The organism is Paracoccus zhejiangensis (genome assembly GCF_002847445.1).
GTDB lineage: Bacteria > Pseudomonadota > Alphaproteobacteria > Rhodobacterales > Rhodobacteraceae > Paracoccus > Paracoccus zhejiangensis.
The window spans coordinates 1859011-1879911 of the sequence record NZ_CP025430.1; the positions used below are offsets into that span (position 1 = coordinate 1859011).

A 20901-nucleotide genomic window follows, 5' to 3' on the forward strand; every position below is an offset into this window, starting at 1 on the left:
GTCAAGCGGGGAAAGGCCGGGCCAGAGGCACTCGTCGCGGGGGCCCGTACCGACCGCAATCATCAGCTAGGAAACTGCTGCTGCGTCTGCGTCACCCTGCGCGTGAACAGCATAACCACAACCGCCACTTCCATTATCGTCCCCAGCAATGGGCGGGCGGTCACACAGCCCCTGACAGATTGCCCATTAGATCGATTCGCGACCGACCTTTTGTCCGATTTGCCACAACCAGAGAGTTAATTCTGCAGATCATGCAGCCTCACTATCTCCCCCCGTCAGCACAACTTATGGTTAACCACGACTCCGAGGGCACCGCCCGAGGGACCGACGGCTTCATCGCCGGATGGGTGGCAGGGGCAGGCATTGCGCTTCTGGCAAATTTTCGACTGCGCGAGGAGCGACCGGGGATCTGGTCGAGCCGCGTGAATTTCTACCGGGCCTGACTTTCCGCGCGTTCAGGTCCCCGCGACCGAGGCCACGGAAAAATGTCGGGATTCATCAGGCTCTGCATTACTCTTCTACTGATTTCCCTTGCCGGAACAGCAGGCGCGCAATCGATCAGCGACATCCGCGGGCGCGTCGAGAATGTCACCTCGAACCTCACCACGCTGTATTGCAGCGTCTTCTATCCCCAGCAGGGCTATGCGACCTCGGCCGTCGGGTTCCGGTATGGCAACCCTAACGCGAACTCCGGAACGAATTGCGGCCAACCGACGGCGAGCAGCGGGGTCCAGATCGCGCCGACACAACCGGGAGCCTTCACGCCCGGACAATTCGTGCCGGTCGCCACCATCACCGATTTCAACAACCCGGTCTTTGCCGGCTTGGGCGGCCCTGCGGCAGGTCCGACCATCACCTCGAACCTCCTCCTGTCGGTCATGGGCAGCCCCGCCCTGCCCTATACGATCAGCAAGCACGAGACCCCGAACAACGGCAACTGCGTCTATGGCCCGCAGATCACCGATTGCTATGACCGGATCACCCTCGCCGCAGCGAGCGAGACCGGAACCGCCGCGTTCATCGCCTCGGACGGGAATGCCTATACGCTGAATGTCGGCGGTGTCGCGCCGGCCACGGACGGAGTCTGCCCCGCCGCTCCGACCCGTCAGGGCGCTGTCTATTACGACGTGCCGGAACGGGCGACGACCGTGTTCTGTGTCTATGCAAGGATCTCGCCGGTCAACGCCATCCGCATCGTCAAATCCGCCAACCCTGCGGCTGCCACGACCAATTTCGCCTTCACCTCGACCCAAAGCGGCGGCACCGCCACCGCCTTCCCGGCGAGCTTCACCCTGACCGGCGCCAACAGCACCAGCACCAGCGAGATCATTCGCACCTATGCCGGCGGCACGATCAACATCCGCGAAAGCGCGCTGGCCGGCTGGCAGCTGACCAACCTTGCCTGCGTCGCCAGCGACGGCAACCTGAGCGGCGTCAGCTCGAGCCTCAGCACCGGTGTCACGCTGACCAACCTGCCGACCGGATCGACCAACCGGCTGATCACCTGCACCTTCACCAACACGCTCGACAACCCGCAGATGACGGTCGAGAAGACCGTCTCGCCGACCTCGATCACGGCGCCGGGCACGCTGACCTACAACATTACCGTGCGCAATACCGGGAACATTCCGCTGACCGGCTTGGCGTTGACCGACACCGTGACCCAGCAGGGCACGACGCTGGCCACGCCGGCGCCGACCTTTGTTTCGGGCGATACGAACAGCAACAACAGCCTCGATGTCGGCGAAAGCTGGGTCTACCGCGCCAGCTATGCGGCGACGCAGGCCAATATCGACAATGGCAACAGCATCCTGAACAGCGTGTCTGCGCGCACGACCCAGATCACCACGCCGCAGGTCGCGACCGCCACCACCGCGATCAGCGCCAGCCCGGCCATGTCCATCACCAAGACCACGGCGCAGACCACCGCCACCGCCGCCGGTCAGGTCATCACCTATGACATCCGCGTCGCCAACCGCGGCAATGTCACACTGAACGGCATCGCCCTCACCGATACCGTCACCCAGGGCGGCACCAGCCGCGCCACGCCCGCCACCACGCGCGTCTCGGGCGACACCAATTCGAACAGCCGCCTCGATGTCGGCGAAACCTGGATCTATTCGGCCAGCTACACCGTCACCCAGGCCGATATCAACAATGGCGCCAACCTGCTGAACACCGCCACTGTAGCCAGCACCACGCCGGGCGCCAGCGGACAAAGTGCCACAGCCACGACGACGCTTGCCGCCTCGCCCGCCTTCTCGGTCACCAAGACCGCCGGGGCGACCAGCGTCAGCGCGCCCGGTCCGGTCAGTTTCACCATCACCGTCCGGAACGAGGGCAACGTCACCCTGACCGGCGTCAGCCTTGCCGACACGCTGACGCGCGGCAACGGCACGACCGTCACCCTGACCCCCACGCTGAGCAGCGGCGACACGAACACCAACACCCAGCTGGATGTGGGCGAAACCTGGACCTACACCGCCAGCTATCCCGTCACGCAGGCCGATCTGGATGACGGGCGGAGGCTCAGCAACTCGGTCTCGGTGACCACGGTGCAAAGCCCGACGCCACGGGTTGATACCGCCGTCGTCAACATGGTCCGCCAGCCGGCCTATACCCTGTCGAAGGCCGTCAACCAGGCCAATATCACCGCGCCCGGCACGCTGACCTATACCATCACCATCGCCAATACCGGCAATATCGCGCTGACTAATCCCGCGATCAGCGACCAGATCCAGCGCGGCTCGACCGCCCCGGTCCCGCCGACGACAGGCCCGACCCGCAGCGGCGGCGACACCAACGGCAACGGGGTGCTGGATGTCGGCGAGACATGGACCTATGCCGCAACCTACGCGGTCACGCAGGCGATGATCAACGCTGGCCAGCCGATCACCAACCGCGTCGAGACCGGCTTTGACCAGATCCCCGAGCGGCGCTTTGCCACCGCGACCACGTTGGTCAACCAGGCTGCGGCGATGTCGGTCACCAAGACGGTCGATCTCGGCTCGATCACCACGCCCGGACCGCTGACCTATACCATCGTCGTCCGGAACGTCGGGAATACCGATCTGACCGGATTGGCCTTCACCGATACCATAAACCAGGGTGGCACGGTGCTGACCCCTGCCCCTGTTCCGACCCGGACCGCCAATGGCAACGGCGACGAGATCCTCGATGTCGGCGAGTTCTGGCAATATCGGGCGGTGTTTACCGTGACCCAGGCCCAGATCGACAATGGCGCGCGGCTGGAAAACACCTTTGCGATGACCTCGACCCAGACGCCCAGCCCGGTCTCGGGCTCGGTGCGGACGCAGATCACCCAAAGCCCGGCCTTCTCGGTCGAGAAGACCGTCGATCCGGTCACCACGGCATCGCCCGGCACGCTGACCTACCAGATCCGCATTCAAAACGACGGCAATGTCTCGCTGAGCCTGCCGCTGGCCGAGATCACCGATCGCGTCAATGCGCCGGGTGGTACGGCCACGCCGCAGGTCGCGCTGGACGAGGGCGATACCGACGCCGACCAGATGCTCGATGTGGGCGAGGTCTGGCTGCTCAGCACCAGCTATGCCCTGACGCAGGCCGCCATCGATGCGGGCGATCCCTCGAACCCCGGGGCGACGGGCTTTGACATCGTGAACACCGTCCGCGCCGCCGCGAGCTTCGGGGGCAATGCGCTGATCCGCACCGATATCGCGACCACGACGGTCACTCGCGGCCCGGCCATGTCGGTGCTGAAATCTGTCGACCGCACCAGCATCGCCGCGCCCGGTTCGCTGGCCTACACGATCACCGTCGAGAATACCGGAAACGTGGCCCTTACCGGCATCGCGCTGGACGACCGGATCACCCAAGGGGGCACCGAGACGCGCCCCACCAGCGGGCCGACGCTGAGCGCGGGTGACAGCAATGGCGACGGCGTCCTGAACGTCGGCGAGCGCTGGACCTATGTAGCGACCTACGCGGTCAACCAGGCGGCGATCGATGCCGGCGGCACGATCCGCAACAGCGTCACCGTCACCTCGAGCCAGACGCCGGCCGCCACCGCCAATGCCTCGACCACGATCCAGTCGCTGCCAGCGCTGAGCGTGACCAAAACCGTCGACCAGCCGACGGTCTCGGCGGTCGGGCCGTTGAACTACACGATCTCGGTTCGCAACTCTGGCAACGTGACGCTGCAGAACCTGGTGCTGAATGACAGCCTGGTGCCAAGCGCCAGCATCTCGCCCGATCCGATGGGCCTGTCACTGGCCCCCGGCCAGACCCGGCTGTTCACCGCCGTCTATAACGTGACCCAGGCCGATCTGGATGCCGGCGGGGCCATCGTGAACACCGTGACCGCCAGCGCCGACGGGTTGCCCGCGAATGCCGCGCAGGCCAGTGCCACCTCGCAGATCGAGCAGCGCCAGCGTTTCGCCATCGGCAAGCAGGTCGACCGCACCGCCATCGATGCGCCCGGTACGCTGAACTATGCCATCACCGTCACCAATACCGGCAATGTCAGCATCAATGGCTGCGAACTGACCGACCGGGTGACGCAGGACAGCACGAGCGGCGGCACGGTCGTGCTTCCGGCGACCGCGCCGGTCTGCTCGGCCAGCCAGACGGTCCTCGCGCCGGGGCAAAGCTGGACCTGGTCCATGCCCTTCACCGTGACGCAGGCGATGATCGATCGCGGCACGGCGATCACCAACACCGCCACCTTTGATGCCGAAAATGTCAGCCCGGATTCGGCGCAGGCCGTGACCGTGGTAGGCCGCAATCCCGGCTTCAGCATCGACAAGACCGTCAGCGCGGCGACCATCAGCGCCCCCGGCTCGCTGACCTACACGATCACGGTCAGGAATACCGGCAACGTCACCCTGACCAATCCCAGCCTCTCCGATCCGGCCCTGCCCGGTCTGTCGGCTCCGGCGGGCGACGGCAATGGCAACGGGTTGCTGGACGTGGGCGAAACCTGGGTCTGGACCGGCACGCGCCAGGTCACTCAGGCGATGATCGATGCAGGCACGCCGATCAGCAACAGCGCCACCTTCAGCAGCAGCGAGACCCAGCCGCAATCCGACGAGGCGGTGACGCAGGTCACGCGCAGCCCCTTGGCTTCGATCAGCAAGACCGTCAGCCCGACCACGGTTTCCGCCCCTGAGACGGTCAGCTTCACCGTCCGGGCCGAGAATACCGGTAATGTCACCCTGACGAGCCCCGTGCTCAGCGATCCGCTGATCCCTGCCGGCGCGCCGACCAGCGGCGACGATGGCAACGGCCTGATGGAGATCGGCGAAATCTGGGTCTGGACCCTGCCCTATGACATCACGCAGGAGATGATCGACGCGGGCAGCCCGATCCTCAATACCGCCAGCTTCGACACCGCCGAAACCAGTCCGCAGTCGGATGCGGCGCAGGTGACGATCCAGCAGGATCCGGGCCTGGCGCTGGTCAAGACCGGCAGCCACGAAGATGCCAACGGCAATAGCCGCGCGGATGCGGGCGAGCGGGTCAACTATGTCTTCACCGTCAGCAATACCGGCAATGTGGCGCTGCGCCAGATCGACGTGACCGATGCGTCGCTGAGCCCCCAACTGGTCGGCACGGTCGCGCAGCTTGCGCCCGGCGCGACGGCGACCCTGCGCGCCAGCTACGCGCTGACACAAGAAGACATCGATCGCGGCCGCGTGACCAACACCGCCCTGGCCCGAGGTCAGACGGCGAACGGAGCCCCGGTCGAGGACACCTCGGGCAGCGGCACCGGCAACGACACGCCGACGGTCGTGACCTTGCCCGCCCAGCCCGGACTGTCGCTGGACAAGCGCCTGGCTGCGGGCGAGGACCCGACCTACAGCCGCCTCGGGCGCATCATCAACTATGAATTCGAGGTGACGAATACCGGCAACGTGACCCTTGCCGGGCCGGTGACGGTGACCGACAGCCTGACCACGACACCGGTCTGCCCGGCGGGCAACCTGCTGCCGGGTGCCTCGATGATATGCACCGCCAGTTCGCGCGTGACACAGGCCGATCTGGATCGCGGCGAGATCGACAACACCGCGACCGCGAATGCGGATGGTCAAAGCGCGACCGATAGACTGATCATGCTGGCGGTGCAGTCCCCGGCCCTGACGCTGGTCAAAAGCTCGGATCACAGCGGCGCATTCGGCGAGGGCATCGTCGTCAACTACAGCTACGAGGTGACGAACAGCGGCAACCAGACGATCAGCGGGCCGATCACCGTCAGCGACAACAGGATCCCGGGCGGCATCGAATGCCTGCCCTCGGGTTCCGTCCTGCTGCCGGGCAATTCCCGGATCTGCACCGCGTCCTATACGGTAACCGAGATCGACTCACGGGCCGGCTCGGTCACCAACAACGCCACTGCCACCGGACAGGGCCCGAATGGCCCGGTGCAATCGCCCCCGGCCTCGGTGACGGTGCCGGCGGATGCCGATCCGGCACTGACCCTGGCCAAGCAGTTCGTGACGGGCGGAACGGTCAGCGACAGCCTGACCTATGGCGCGGGCGACACCATCACCTATCGCTTCACCGTGCGGAACACCGGGCAGACCGACATCTTCGGCCCGCTGCGCGTCGATGACGCGACCCTCGGCGAGACGGTCACCTGCAGCGCCGGCAGCGGCATCGCCCTGACCATCGGCGAGACCGTGACCTGCGATCTGGACCATGTGGTGACGCAGGCCGATCTGGATCGCGGCCAGCTGGTCAACACCGCGACGGCCACCGGCAATATCCCCGACGGCATCGGCGGCCTGGCCGAGATCACCTCGCCGCCCGCCACCGCAACGGCACAATCCAACGCGGCCCCGGCGCTGAGCCTGACCAAGACCGCCGAACCTGCGGCCGGCGCGGCACTGGGCGACGTGATCGCCTTTACCGTCACCGCCCGCAATGACGGCTCGCAGACTCTGCGCGACCTGCGCGTCCTTGACCCGATGCTGGCCGATTTCGCCTGCCCCTCGCCTCTGGCGGTGCTTGCGCCGGGTGAAACCATGGTCTGCAGCGGAAGCTGGCAGGTCACCCAGGCCGATATCGACGCCGGAGAGGTTTCGAATACCGCGACCGCGACCGCCTTCGCCCCACCGCCCGCGTCGGGTGGCAATGGCGTGCAGCTCTCGGCCACGGCCACCGCGGTTCACCAGACCCAGACCGGCGCGCCGGCCCTTGATCTGGCCAAGGTTGCGGCGCTGGTCGACCAGAATGGCGACGGCGTCGCCAGCCTGGGCGACGCCGTCGAATATACGCTGACGGTCCGCAATACGGGCAACGTGACCCTGCGCGGGGTCGAGATCAACGACCCCATGCTCGGCGCGTCGCCGGTGCTGACGCTGGCCCAGTTGCTGCCCGGCGACAGCCGCAGCCTGGTGCGCAGCCATACCCTGACCCAGGCCCAACTGGACGATCCCTCGGGCCAGATCACCAACACCGCGAACGCCTCGGGCCGCGATCCCGATGACGCCACGGTCACCGCCCCGCCCGCCAGCGCCAGCTTGCCGCTGGCCGGGCGCGAGGGGGTCGATCTGGTCAAGACCGGCACCTTCATCGACCAGGATGGCGATGGCCGCGCCAATGCCGGTGACCAGATGGCCTATGTCTTCGCGATCACCAACACCGGCACGGTCACGCTGACCAATGTGGTGCTGACAGATGCGCTGGTCGGGGTCACCGTGACCGGCTCGCCCCTTGCCAGAATCGCGCCGGGCGACACAGATCGCAGCATCACCGGCAGCTACGAGCTGACGCAGGACGATATCGATCGCGGCACGCTGGCGAACGACGCGACCGTCACCGCACAGACCCCCAATAGCGGCGAGGTCACCGATCAGGCGAGCCACAGCACCAATCTCGACTCGGTCGGCGCGCTGCGCCTGGTGAAGACCGGCACCTATGTCGATGCCGACAGCAGCGGCACGATGAATGTCGGCGACCGGATCGACTACGTGCTGGAGGTGACCAATACCGGAACCGAGACGCTGGCACCCGTGGTGGTCAGCGACCCGCTTCTGTCGTTGAGCCAGACCATCGCCCGCATGGCGCCGGGCGCCACCGAACTGGTGACCCGCAGCTATGTCCTGCGCCAGTCCGACATCGACGAGGGCACGCGCGACAACCTCGCCGACGCCGCCGGCACCCGCCCCAATGGCAGCGCGACCGGGCAGCAGGCCTTTGCCGAAGTGCCGCTGGAACAGCAGGCCGATTTCACTCTGACCAAGGATGCCGCCTATCAGGACAGCAACGGTGATGGCCGGATCTCGTTCGGCGATGAGATCGTCTATCGGCTGGTGGTACGCAACACCGGCACCGTCACGCTGAACGGCATTGAGATCAGCGATCCGCTGCTGGGCGGGGTGGTGGCGCAGACCGGCGCACTTGAGCCCAATCAGGAACAGAGCGTGCTGGCCGAATACCCGCTGACCCAGGACGATATCGACGCGGGCTCGGTCACCAACGAGGCGACCGCGCAAGCCTATGCCCCGAACGGCGAGCTTTTGACCCGCGAGGCCGGGACGACCACCCCGCTGGATACGACCCCGGCGATGACCGTGACCAAGGTTGCCGATCAGGAGGTCATCGGCCAGGCGGGGGTCATCGCCTATACCATCACGCTCGAGAATACCGGCGCGACCACGCTGCGCGGCATCGCGCTGGAGGACCAGGTTCGGCAGGATGACGTGCCTGTCGCCACATTGCAGCCGACCCCAGTCGATCGCGGCGACGGCAATGATACGCTGTCGCCGGGCGAGGTCTGGACCTGGCGGGCCAGCTATGCCGTCGGGCAGGAGCAGATTGACGATGGCAGCGATCTGGTGAACCGAATCCGCATCACCGCGGCCAATACATCGCTTGCCGTGATCGCCGAGGCCCCGACGCGGATCGAGGCCGAAACCGGGCTTGATCTGGTCAAGACCGCCAGCGCCGCCCTGTCCGATCCAGCTCAGCCGGGTGACGTGGTCACCTATACGTTCCGCATCACCAATACCGGACAGCAGCGGCTGGACAATGTCACGCTGACCGACCCGAAAGAGGGGATGGAGCTGCCGCGCACGACGGTCGCCCAACTGGCGGCGGGCGCCACGGTCGAGCTGACCGGCACCTATGCGCTGACCCAGGACGATCTTGATCGCGGGCTGGTCAGCAACCAGGCGCTGGTTTCGGGCACCCGCCCTGACCGCACCGATCTACGCGATCTGTCGGGTCCCGATCCCGCGACCGACGCACCGACTGTCGTGCCGCTGGATCCCGCCGCCGAACTGGTGCTGGTCAAGTCCGCCCGCCATGACGACGCCAATGGCGATGGCGCGATGAGCCTGGGCGAGACACTGGTCTACAGCTTCACGGTCCAGAACGCGGGCAATGTCGTGCTGCGCGGGATCACCGTTTCGGACCCGATGCTGGCTGGAAGCCCCTTCGGCACGGTGGCGATCCTTGCGCCGGGCGAAACCCGGCCGATCCCCGAAACCGGCAGCCATGTCATCACCGAGGCCGACGTGGCAGCGGGCAGCGTGACCAACACCGCCACCGCCAGCGGCGCCCGCCCGGACGGGGAAACCGTCACCGGGCAGGACCAGTTGATCACCTCGCTGGTCGCCGCCCCCACCGCCGAGAATGACGAGCGGCTGCTGCAGCAGCCGGGCCAGCCGGTCACCATCACGATCCTGTCGAATGACAGCACGACCGGAGGTGCGGCACTTGACCCGGCCTCGGTCCGGATCGTCGGTGCGCCGGGCGATGGCCGCAGGCTGGTGGTCGAGGGACAGGGCATCTGGACGGTCGATCCGGCGACGGGCGTGCTGACCTTTGCGCCCGCCACCGGATTCACCGGCGATCCCGATCCGATCCGCTATCTCGTCTCGACCATGGCTGGCGTGGTGTCGAACTCGGCGACGGTGACGGTGACCTACGCGCGCACCGGGCTGGATCTGCAGAACGAGATCGTCGGCAACCGCGATGTGAACGGCAATGGCATCTTCGATGCCGGCGACATCGCGGTTTTCGAGTTCACCGTCACCAATACCGGCAATGTCCCCCTGACCGGGGTGACGGTCGCGACGACCTCGCTGCCGCTGCCGGGGCTGGTCTGTGTGCCCGTCGATCTGGCGCCCGGCGAAACCGTGGTGCTGCGCTGCACCGGGGCGGAATATACCGTCACCGAGGCCGACATGCAGGCGGGCGAGATCACCATGACCGCCGAAGCCTCGGGCGAGGATCCCTGGGGCGCGGCGGTGACGGCCGAGGCCGTGGCGGCCGAACCCGTCGCCCAACCGGTCGAACCAACGCTGGAACTGACCAAGCGCGCCCTGCTGACGCGCGTGACGGCAGGCCAGGACGTGCCCTTCGAGATCACGGTGGAAAACCTTGAGACCGAACAGCGGGCCGTCGTCGATGTCATCGACACCCTGCCGCCGGGCTTCCTCTACCGGCGGGGTAGCGGTCGCGTTGACGGCGAGGCGGTCGAGACCCGCGAGGCCGGCAACCGGGTGACCTTTGACGAGGTCACCATCGAGCCGGGCGAGACTGTGGTGATCCGCCTGACCGCCTTCGTACCGGGCAGCGTGACACCGGGCGAATACGTCAACCGCGTCATCGCGCGGGACAGCGACACCGGCAACCAGCTGGGCAACGAGGCGACCGCGACCGTCACGATCGAGGCCGAACCGGTCTTTGACTGCGGCACCGTCATCGGCCGGGTCTTCGACGACCAGAGCGGCGACGGCTATCAGCAACCGGGCGAACTGGGCATCGGCGGCGTGCGGCTGGTCACGGTCAACGGTGTGTTCGTGACCAGTGACCAGCATGGCCGCTTCCACCTGCCCTGCCCGGACCTGCCCCGCGACATCGGCAGCAACTTCGTGCTGAAGCTGGATGAAAGCAGCCTGCCGGCCGACACCGCCGTCACCTCGGAAAACCCGCGGGTGATCCGGCTGACCGCCGGCAAGATGACCGAGGCGAATTTCGGCGTGGCGCGGCTGCAGGTTGTCGCGGTCGATCTGGCGGCCATGGCCTTCGCGGGCAATGACCCGATCCCGGCACTGGTCGACGGGCTTCAAGGCATGGTGGCACAGATCGCCACCCGGCCCTCGCTGATCCGCCTCAACTATACCGAGGCGCAGGAAAGCCGCGAGTTGATTCTGGCGCGCTTGCAGGCCGTGACCCGGACGATCCGGGCGATCTGGCCCGCCACCGCGAGCTATCAGCCCCGGATCGACACGCAGATCACCCGCCAGAGGGCAGGAAATTGAGGGGGGGCGCGATGATGCGGCGCATGGATCAGGGCGCAAGGCCGAAGCGGACCGCGAGGACCAATGGCATGGTGTTGGCCTCGGTCAGCCTTCTGGCGCTGACGGCGGCAGGCATGGCGCAGGCGCAGGAAAGCTCCGGCCCGGGCTTCAGCATCGTCATCGGTGCACCGTCCGAGCCGGTGCCCGCAACCGCAGCGCCCGCAGCCGCGCCCGAGGTTCCCGCAGCGGCGACGGTCACAGCGACGGAACCTCCGCCCCCTGCCCCGGCCATCGAAGAGGCCCTCACGCCCGCCGAACCCATCGTGCCGCCGCTGCCGGTCGGCGTGGTCTCGCCCGAGATGGAAAACCCCGCGACCATCGCGCTGGAAACCGACGAGAACGGCATCACCCCGGTCGAGGGCCGACTGCGCTTTGACCGGCCCGGCTGGTTCTGGGTCGGTCAGGCCGACCTGACCTATGGCCGCGAACGCGGCGGCGAGGATTACTCGCTCGGACGGCTGGCCGGTTATACCAAGGGCATGACCCGCTCGGGCTATACCGTCACCGCCGCCATCGACACCGGCGAGGACGAGCTGGACGAGCTGCTGGACGGGCTGGACGAGAAGAACCCCCGGCAGGTGCTGGACCGGATCGCGCCGGATGACGTCTACCCAACCTTCGGCGACGATTCGACCAGCTATGCCGATGCCCCCACATCGGGCCGGATCTATGCCCGGGTCGAGAAGGATGGCAGCCATGTCATGTGGGGCGATTTCCACAACGCCCAGGACGATCCGCATCAGCTGGTGCGCAGCGACCGCACGCTTTACGGGGCGCAGGCGCTGTGGCGCTCGGCCGAGGAGACCGCGGCGGGCGAGCCGCGTCATGTCGTTTCGGCCTATGCCTCGCAGCCCGACCGGCTGATGCAGCGCGACGTGCTGCGCGGCACCGGCGGCTCGGTCTATTTCCTCAAGCGTCAGGACATCCTGCGCGGCACCGAGGTGGTGACGATCCGCTGGCGTGACAGCACCTCGGGCCGGGTGATCCGCAGCCAGCGGCTGGTGCCCGGAACCGATTACGACATCAACTATTTCCAGGGCATCATCGATCTCGGCATCCCGTTGACCGGCTCGGCCAGCGATGGCGGGCTGATCGTGGACAACCCGCTTGGCGACGATCTGGTCGATCTGGTCGTGCAGTATGAATATGTCCCGACCACCGGCGATGTTGACGGCATGGCGCTTGGCGCGCGGGCGCAAAGCTGGATCGGCGAAACCGTGCGGCTTGGGGTTTCGGCGCAGAAGGAAACCACCGGGATCGCCGACAACAGGCTGGCGGGTGTCGACCTGCGCTGGCAGCGCTCGGCCTCGACCTGGCTGTCGCTGGACGTGGCGCAAAGCGAGGGGCCGGGCTTCGGCACATCGGAATCGCTGGATGGCGGTCTGGAATACGAGGAGGACGACCTGCTCTCGGCCGGGCGGCGCGGGCTGAGTGCCAATGCCGTGCGGCTGGAAGGCCGGGCCGATCTGGCCGAACTGACCGGCGGCCGCGCACAGGGGGCGATCGGACTCTGGTACGACGACAAGCAGGAAGGCTTTGTCTCGGCCGATGACGATATCGACCGCGACCAGACCGATTGGGGTTTCCTCGGCGAACTGGCCCTTGGACCGGCCAGCACGCTGACCTTCGGCCACAAGGATTTCCGCCGCGATGGCGGTGAGAAGCGCCGTGACAGCCGGCTTGGCATGGCCCATCAGATCGCCCCGCACTGGACCCTCGAGGGCGAGGTCGCCCATACCGACCGGCTGGACCCGGATGGCGATGACGAGGCGCAGGGCCAGCGCACCGATCTGGGGGCGAGGCTGACCTATGATCCCGGTCGCGGCTATCGGCTCTGGGCCTTCGGTCAGGCGACGGCCAGCCATCAGGGCGGCCTGCCCCGCAACAACCGCGCGGGACTTGGGGCCGAGGCCGATCTGTCGGACCGTCTCAGCGCCGCCGCCGAAGTGTCGGACGGCAACCTTGGTTTCGGCGCCGATGCCTCGCTGCGCTGGCGCGGGGAGAATGGCAGCACCTGGGTCTCGTACCGGATGGACCCGATGCGGCGCTTTGACCGGACCGATTTCGAGGGCCGGGATCGCGGCATCTGGGTTCTGGGGGCCGAGCGGCAGCTGGGCAGCAACACCACCTTCCGCACCGAACAGACCATCGACCGCTTCGGCGACCGGCATTCGCGGGGCGTGACCCATGGCCTGCGCTATGCCACCGAGGGTTGGCAGGTCGATGGCACGCTGACCAATGGACGGCTGGCCGATCCCGATGGTGGCGAGATCCGCCGCAAGGGCATCTCGTTGGCCGCGGCCTTCAGCGATGGCGATGCGTTGAAGACCGGGCTGCGCGGCGAATACCGCACCGATGACGGCGATGATGACGACCGCGACCGGGAAAGCTGGGGCCTCAGCGGCCACCTGCGCTACAAGCTCAGCGAAGAGTGGCGGCTGGTCAGCGATCTGGACGCAATCATCTCGGATTCAAGCGAGTCGGCCCTGCGTGACGGGCGCTATATCGAGGGCAACCTGGGCCTCGCCTATCGCCCCGTGAGCAATGACCGGTTGAACATGCTGATGCGTTATACCTATCTCGAGGACCTGCCGGGCCCAGATCAGGTCAATCTCGACGGCGATGAGGGTGGGCCGCGCCAGAAAAGCCACATCTTCGGCATCGACGCCAACTACAAGCTGAACGATCTCTGGACCGTCGGCGGCAAGCTTGGCTATCGCCGCGCCGAGGTCTGGACCGAGCGCGAAAGCGGCAGCGCCAGCGTCCCGAACACCGCCTACTTGGCGATCCTGAGGGCGGACTATCACGTCATGCACAACTGGGACCTGATGGCAGAGCTGCGCACCATGCGCTTCAAGGAGGCCGAGGTGACCGAGCATGGCGTGCTGGCCGGCGTCTGGCGCCATGTCGGCCCGAACATGAAGCTGGGGCTTGGCTACCAATGGGGCGATGTCTCGGACGACCTGCGCAGCCTCGATGGGCGAAAAGCCGGCGTGTTCATGAACGTGGTGGGCAGCTTCTAGACGCGCGGGATTCACGCCTGCAGGACAAGAATCTTGCATTGACTGCAGGTTTTGGCTTCTGCTGGACTGAACGGTTTGCTAGGCTTGAAAATGTGGCGCCGAGAATCGCCCATCTTTTTCATTGCAGTTTGTGCATTACAACCCTAGATTGAGTCGTAAGTGCCCTGTCCATTGCGCAATGTCCGGGTGAGCGTTCACCCAAACGCGCGTTCGGGCGGTGCCTGTGAACGGGAAGCATGAACGGGAATGATCCACGCGCTCGACTTCACCCATGCCGGGAATGGTTCCCGGAGCCCGGTTTCCCCGGCCAATCGGGTGATTTCCGGTCAGGGCTACCTCGAACATAACTGGAATCCTTTTCACACGCCGCCGCAGCCGGTCGTTTTTGCTGGCCTTGCGGCCTTGGCGCTGATCGGGCTGCTGGTTGAGAGCGGCGCGATTTCGATCTGGCCGGCGATGACAATCGCGGCCTTCGGCCTTTACTGCTATCTCGTCATCGCCAGTGACCGGGAAGACGCCGAAATCGAGAACGTCACCCCGATCGACAAACACTCTGGTTGTATCGACCCGGCTGATGTCGAGCAACTGATGACGATCCTGATGCGCCATCGCATGTCGGCGACCGGGCGCGGATTGCCGGCATCCGCCCGCGCGCTGCGCGATGCGGGTATCCTTCGCCACGAGATCGGGTTCGACCACGGACGGTTGACCCATTCGATCATCTCGCAGCACCCGGGCAGTCGGCGCGAAACCCGTGTCAGGGTCAAGGACGACGACCAACTTGCCGATCTGGCGCGGGATATCTTTGGCGACGACCTGAACCGAGTATCCGTCTATACCGGCGGGATGCTGGACAGCCCGACCGCGCGCAGCGGACCCTAGGCGAGGGTCATCCCTGCCGCGACAAGCACAGGTTCAGCGCCACCGGCCCCCGCACCGAAAGCCCGCGCTTGTACGCCACCTGCTCCTGCGCCAGCGAGATGGTCCCGAACCGCGCCAGCAGCGTCTCGAAGATCACCTTCATGTTCAACCGGGCAATATTGTTGCCAAGGCAGAGATGCGCCCCCTGCCCGAAGGCCAGGTGCCGGTTCGGGCTGCGGTCGATGCGGAAGCTTTCGGGCTCGTCGAACATCGCCGGATCGCGGTTGGCGGCACCGTAGAGCAGGCCGAAGGTGGTGCCGGCGGCCCAGACCCGCCCGCCGATCTCGATCTCGGCGGTGGCGTGGCGGTGGAAGAAGGGCAGCGGCGGCTCGTAGCGGAAGATCTCCTGGATCGCCACCGGCAGGCCCTCGGGGTGTTCGCGCAGCGCCGCCATCGCCTCGGGATGCTTCAGCAGAAGATGCATGCCGCTGCCCAGAACGTCGATGGTCGAGCCATGACCTGCCATCAGGATCAGCATGCAGGTCGAGATGAATTCGTCACCCTGATACTGCCCCGCCGCCTCGTCCGCGATCATGCGCGAGATCAGGTCGTCCTGCGGGTTCTTCTGCCGTTCGGCCTTCAGTTCGACAAGGAAATCGTGGAATTCGCGCGTGGCATTCTCGGCCAGCGCCTTGCGGGCATCGCTGCGATCCACATCGAAATACTGCACCACATCCTCGGACCAAGCACGCATCTGGGCCGAGTATTCCTGCGGCGCGCCGAGGATATGGGCGATGACCCGGCCGGGGACATGGGCAGCGAAATCCTCGATGAACTCGATCTCCTCGCGCCCCTCCAGATCGTCCAGCAACCCGTTCACGATCTGCCGGACCATCGGCTCCAGCCCGGCGACGGCCGAGGCGGTGAACTTGCCCAGAAGCAGCCGGCGCAAACGCCGATGCGGCTCGCCATCGCTGTCCAAGAGCGAGACCTGCACGAAACGCTGGTGATAGGGCATGTCGTGCCAATTGGCCTGCCGCTGCCGCGTGGCGGCCTCGTCCGCCGTCTCTAGCCCGTCGAGCGAACGCACCATGTTCGGGTCGGTCGCGACCTTGGCGACATCGGCATGGGGCGACAGCAGCCACAGGTTCTGGGCCGGAAAGAAGGTCGGGCCATCGGCCTTGCGCAGGGCCTTGTAGACGGCATAGGGATCATCGGCAAACGAGGCCGAGAGCGGGTCGAACTGGATACCTGTGGATTGGGTCATGGGTCTTTCGGTCTCGGGGCGCGACGGTCGGCCGAGAGTGGCGCAGGCCGGCGGATGCTGCAATGCAGAAGAATTCGTTTTCCACGACAAAAAATTTTTCGTTGCACTCGGGCGGGGTTTCGGTTGAACTCCCGCCCGGGCGCTGCCGCTTTCATCAGGACGGACGATGACGAGGAAATCCGCTGGCGTGCCCTTTGCCTTGGGGCGTCGCATCCGCAAACGCCGGCAATCGCTGTCGATGACCCTGCAGGACCTCAGCACCGCCTGCGGCGTGTCGGTCAGCCATATCAGCCAGGTCGAGCGCGACAATGCGGTGCCAACGCTTGGCACGCTGGCGGATATCGCCGCCGCGCTGGACGTGAGCCTCGATTATTTCGTCGCCACCCCGCGCCAGTCCGACAGCGTTACCCGCGCGGCCGAGCGACCGCGCTTCTCGATCGCCGAAAGCTCGATCGTCTACGAACAGATCGGCGCGGAGTTTCCGGGGCACGAATTGACCTCATTCGTGATGAACGTGCCGCCAGATTTTCGCTCGGAAGTTGTCCAGCACGCCGGCGAGGAGTTGATCTTCGTCTTGGAAGGCGAGATCATGCTGGTTGTTGATGACGAGCAATTTCAGCTGCGCGAGGGCGACAGCATTCATTATCTCGGACAGCATCCGCATTCATGGTCCAATCCCGGCGCCGGCATGGCGCGACTGCTCTGGACCGGCAAGATGTTGAATCCGCTGACCCCTTCGGCTTATGTGCCGCGACGTCATGTCGCGGCGGCGTCGCAGGGGTCAAAGGCCTCTGTTACGCCTTCGGGCGTGACCGAAAAACCTGCTGGCTAATCCGGCCGGCCCAATTCGAACCACAACAGGGAGAACGACCTATGAAAAAATTCTTTATCTTTGCGTCAGCGCTGGCGATGACCGCCGCGATGGCCGAAGCCAAGACCTTCGTCTATTGCTCGGAGGCCTCGCCCGAGGGGTTTGACCCCGCGCCCTACACCGCCGGCACCACCTTCGATGCCTCGGCGCATCCGATCTACAACCGCCTGACCGAGTTCAAGAAGGGCACGACCGAGGTCGAGCCGGGCCTGGCCGAAAGCTGGGAAGTCTCCGAGGACGGCACCGAATACACCTTCAAGCTGCGCCAGGGCGTGAAGTGGCATTCGAACGAGAAATTCACCCCGACCCGTGATTTCAACGCCGATGACGTGATCTTCTCGTTCGACCGTCAGGGCAATGCCGAGAACCCGTGGCACCAGTATATCCCGGGCATCACCTATGAATACTATACCTCGATGTCGATGCCGGACCTGGTGAAGTCGGTCGAGAAGATTGACGACTATACCGTCAAGATCACGCTGAACTCGCCGGAAGCGCCGTTCCTTGCGAACATCGCCATGCCCTTCGCCTCGATCGTGTCCAAGGAATATGCCGATGCGCTGGACGCCGCCGGCACCAAGGAAGACCTGAACAACATGCCGATCGGCACCGGACCGTTCAAGTTCGTGGCCTACCAGAAGGACGCGGTGATCCGTTACGCCAAGAACCCGGATTACTGGGGCACGGCGCCGATCATCGATGACCTGGTCTTTGCCATCACCCCCGACGCCGCCGTGCGCCTGCAGAAGCTGAAGGCCGGCGAATGCCACCTGATGCCCTACCCCGCACCGGCCGATCTCGAGGCGATCCGCGCCGACAGCAATCTGAAGCTGGACGAGCAGGCAGGTCTGAACGTCGGCTATCTGGCCTATAACACCACCGTTGCGCCCTTCGACAAGCCCGAGGTCCGCAAGGCGCTGAACATGGCGATCAACAAGCAGGCGATCGTCGACGCGGTGTTCCAGGGCGCGGCCGAACCGGCCAAGAACCCGATCCCGCCGACCATGTGGTCCTATAACGACGCCGTCACCGACGACGCCTATGACCCGGAAGCCGCCAAGGCCGCACTGGAAGCCGCCGGCGTCACCGACCTGTCGATGAAAATCTGGGCGATGCCGGTGCAGCGTCCCTACATGCCGAACGCCCGACGCACGGCCGAGCTGATGCAGGAAGACCTGTCCAAGGTCGGCGTCAATGTCGAGATCGTCTCCTACGAATGGGGCGAGTACCTGGCCAAGTCGATGGAAGCCGGCCGTGACGGCGCGGTGATCCTGGGCTGGACCGGCGACAACGGTGACCCGGACAACTTCCTGCAGGTGCTGCTCAGCTGCGATTCCGCTGGCGAAGGCGGTGCGAACCGCGCATTCTGGTGCAACGAGGATTTCTCGAAGCTGCTGAAGGATGCCAAGATCACCGCCGATCAGGCCGAGCGCACCGCGCTCTATGAGCAGGCGCAGGTGATCTTCAAGGAGCAGGCCCCGTGGTACACGATTGCCCATTCGACCCAGTACGTGCCGATGTCGGCCAAGGTGTCGGGCTTCGTGATGAGCCCCCTGGGCGACTTCACCTTCGAGACCGTCGATATCGCCGAGTAATCGGATCCGACTGAACCGAAACCGGACGCGCGGGGACCAGTTCCCCGCGCGTTTCACAAGGACAAGGGCGCATGGTCCGTTTCATCCTGACAAAGCTTCTTTATCTGATCCCGACATTCCTCGGCATCACCATCATCGCCTTCGGGCTGGTGCGGATCCTTCCCGGCGATCCGGTGCTGCTGATGGCCGGCGAGCGTGGCGTGACGCCCGAGCGCCATGCCGAACTTTCCGCGCAGCTTGGCTATGACAAGTCGCTGCCGCTTCAGTATCTCGATTTCCTCGGCCGGCTGATGCAGGGCGACCTCGGCAATTCGCTTGTCACCAAGAAGCCGGTCATGACCGAGTTCCTGGCCCTGTTCCCGGCGACGCTGGAGCTGGGCTTCTGCGCCATCATCATCGCCACACTGATCGGCGTGCCGGTCGGCGTGCTGGCCGCGATCAAGCGCGGCAGCTGGTTCGACCAGATCTCGATGACCGCCGCGCTGGTCGGCTTTTCCATGCCGATCTTCTGGTGGGGCCTGCTGCTGATCATCTTCTTCTCTGGGATGCTGGGCTGGACACCGGTCAGCGGCCGGATCAGCCTGCTCTACTACTTCCCGAACGTCACCGGCTTCATGCTGATCGACAGCCTGCTGTCGGGCCAGAAGGGCGCCTTCATGTCGGCGGTCAGCCACCTGATCCTGCCCTCGGTGGTGCTGGCGACCATTCCGCTGGCCGTCATCGCCCGCCAGACCCGTTCGGCCATGCTCGAGGTGATGGGCGAGGATTACGTCCGCACCGCCCGTGCCAAGGGGATGCCGCCGCGCCGGGTGATCGGCATTCACGCGCTGCGCAACGCGATGATCCCGGTGATCACCACCATCGGCCTGCAGGTCGGCGTGCTGATGGCCGGGGCAATCCTGACCGAGACGATCTTTTCCTGGCCGGGCATCGGCAAGTGGATGATCGATTCCATCTCGCGCCGAGATTACCCGGTGGTGCAATCCGGCCTGCTTCTGATCGCCGTCATGGTGATGCTGGTGAACCTGCTGGTTGACCTGACCTATGGCCTCATCAATCCGAGGATCCGTGTGAAATGACCGACACCATCCAAACCAACACCCCGGTCAGGCTGTCGAACGCCGCCATCCGCCGCCGCATGATGGCCGAATTCTGGTTCTACTTCAGCCAGAACCGCGGCGCGGTCATCGGCCTCGTCGTATTCATCCTGCTCGTGCTGGTGGCGATCTTCGCCCCGGTGCTGGCACCCCACAGCCCCACGCAGCAATACCGCGACGCGCTGCTGGTGCCGCCGATCTGGCAAGAGGGCGGGCGCGAGGGTTTCATCCTAGGCACCGATGCGGTGGGCCGGGACATCCTGTCCCGCCTGATCTTCGGCGCGCAGTATTCGCTGTTCATCGGCATCGTCGTCGTCTCGATCGCGCTGGTCGGCGGCATCATCATCGGGCTGGTCGCCGGCTTCTTCGGTGGCTGGGTCGACAATGTCATCATGCGGGTCATGGACGTGATCCTGGCCTTCCCCTCGCTGCTTCTGGCCCTTGTGCTGGTCGCCGTGCTGGGGCCGGGCCTGACCAACGCGATGATCGCCATCGCCATCGTCTACCAGCCGCATTTCGCCCGCCTGACCCGCGCCGCCGTGATGTCGGAACAGAAGCGCGAATATGTCACCGCCGCCCGCGTGGCCGGCGCCGGTAACCTGCGGCTGATGTTCAAGACCATCCTGCCCAACTGCCTTGCGCCGCTGATCGTGCAGGCAACGCTGTCCTTCTCCAGCGCGGTGCTCGACTCGGCGGCCCTGGGCTTTCTCGGCATGGGCGCGCAGCCGCCTGCGCCGGAATGGGGCACCATGCTGGCCGAGGCGCGCGAGTTCATCCTGCGCGCCTGGTGGGTTGTCACCTTCCCCGGCCTCGCCATCCTCGTCTCGGTGCTGGCGATCAACCTGATGGGCGATGGCTTGCGCGACGCGCTTGACCCCAAGCTGAAGCGGAGCTGA

Annotated in this window: 8 protein-coding genes; 7 read left to right on the forward strand and 1 reads right to left on the reverse strand. The window is 65.7% G+C overall.

Features of this window, described 5'->3' with window-relative positions; genetic code table 11:
- Positions 1–485 precede the first annotated feature (485 nt).
- The 3 genes from CX676_RS09080 (at position 486) to CX676_RS09090 (ending at position 15196) form a co-directional block, all read left to right on the forward strand.
- Positions 486–11252, forward strand: coding sequence for a DUF7507 domain-containing protein (locus tag CX676_RS09080; protein WP_101752331.1), 10767 nt, complete (start codon positions 486–488; stop codon positions 11250–11252).
- Between the two features lie 11 nt (positions 11253–11263).
- Positions 11264–14314 carry a TonB-dependent receptor gene (locus CX676_RS09085; RefSeq protein WP_101752332.1) on the forward strand — a complete coding sequence of 1017 codons (3051 nt, stop codon included), beginning with the start codon at positions 11264–11266 and terminating at the stop codon, positions 14312–14314.
- A 246-nt stretch (positions 14315–14560) separates the two neighbouring features.
- The gene (locus tag CX676_RS09090) at positions 14561–15196 is read left to right on the forward strand and encodes a hypothetical protein (RefSeq protein ID WP_101752333.1); all 636 of its coding nucleotides are present in this window, start codon (positions 14561–14563) and stop codon (positions 15194–15196) included.
- 7 nt (positions 15197–15203) lie between these two features.
- Here the strand turns inward: CX676_RS09090 and CX676_RS09095 are convergent, their stop codons facing one another.
- The gene (locus tag CX676_RS09095) at positions 15204–16442 is read right to left on the reverse strand and encodes a cytochrome P450 (protein WP_101754232.1); all 1239 of its coding nucleotides are present in this window, start codon (positions 16440–16442) and stop codon (positions 15204–15206) included.
- Positions 16443–16608: 166 nt separating this feature from the next.
- On the opposite strand from CX676_RS09095, the gene CX676_RS09100 reads away from it, so the two are divergent.
- The 4 genes from CX676_RS09100 to CX676_RS09115 all read left to right on the forward strand — a co-directional run bounded on the left by CX676_RS09100 (position 16609) and on the right by CX676_RS09115 (position 20901).
- The gene (locus CX676_RS09100) at positions 16609–17274 is read left to right on the forward strand and encodes a helix-turn-helix domain-containing protein (RefSeq protein ID WP_101752334.1); all 666 of its coding nucleotides are present in this window, start codon (positions 16609–16611) and stop codon (positions 17272–17274) included.
- Between the two features lie 41 nt (positions 17275–17315).
- On the forward strand, positions 17316–18908 hold the full coding sequence (locus CX676_RS09105; protein WP_101752335.1) for an ABC transporter substrate-binding protein: 1593 nt from the start codon (positions 17316–17318) through the stop codon (positions 18906–18908).
- Positions 18909–18979: 71 nt separating this feature from the next.
- Entirely contained in the window at positions 18980–19987 is a 1008-nt protein-coding gene (locus CX676_RS09110; RefSeq protein ID WP_101752336.1) for an ABC transporter permease subunit, read from the forward strand.
- Positions 19988–20046: 59 nt separating this feature from the next.
- The gene (locus tag CX676_RS09115) at positions 20047–20901 is read left to right on the forward strand and encodes an ABC transporter permease subunit (RefSeq protein WP_408634488.1); all 855 of its coding nucleotides are present in this window, start codon (positions 20047–20049) and stop codon (positions 20899–20901) included.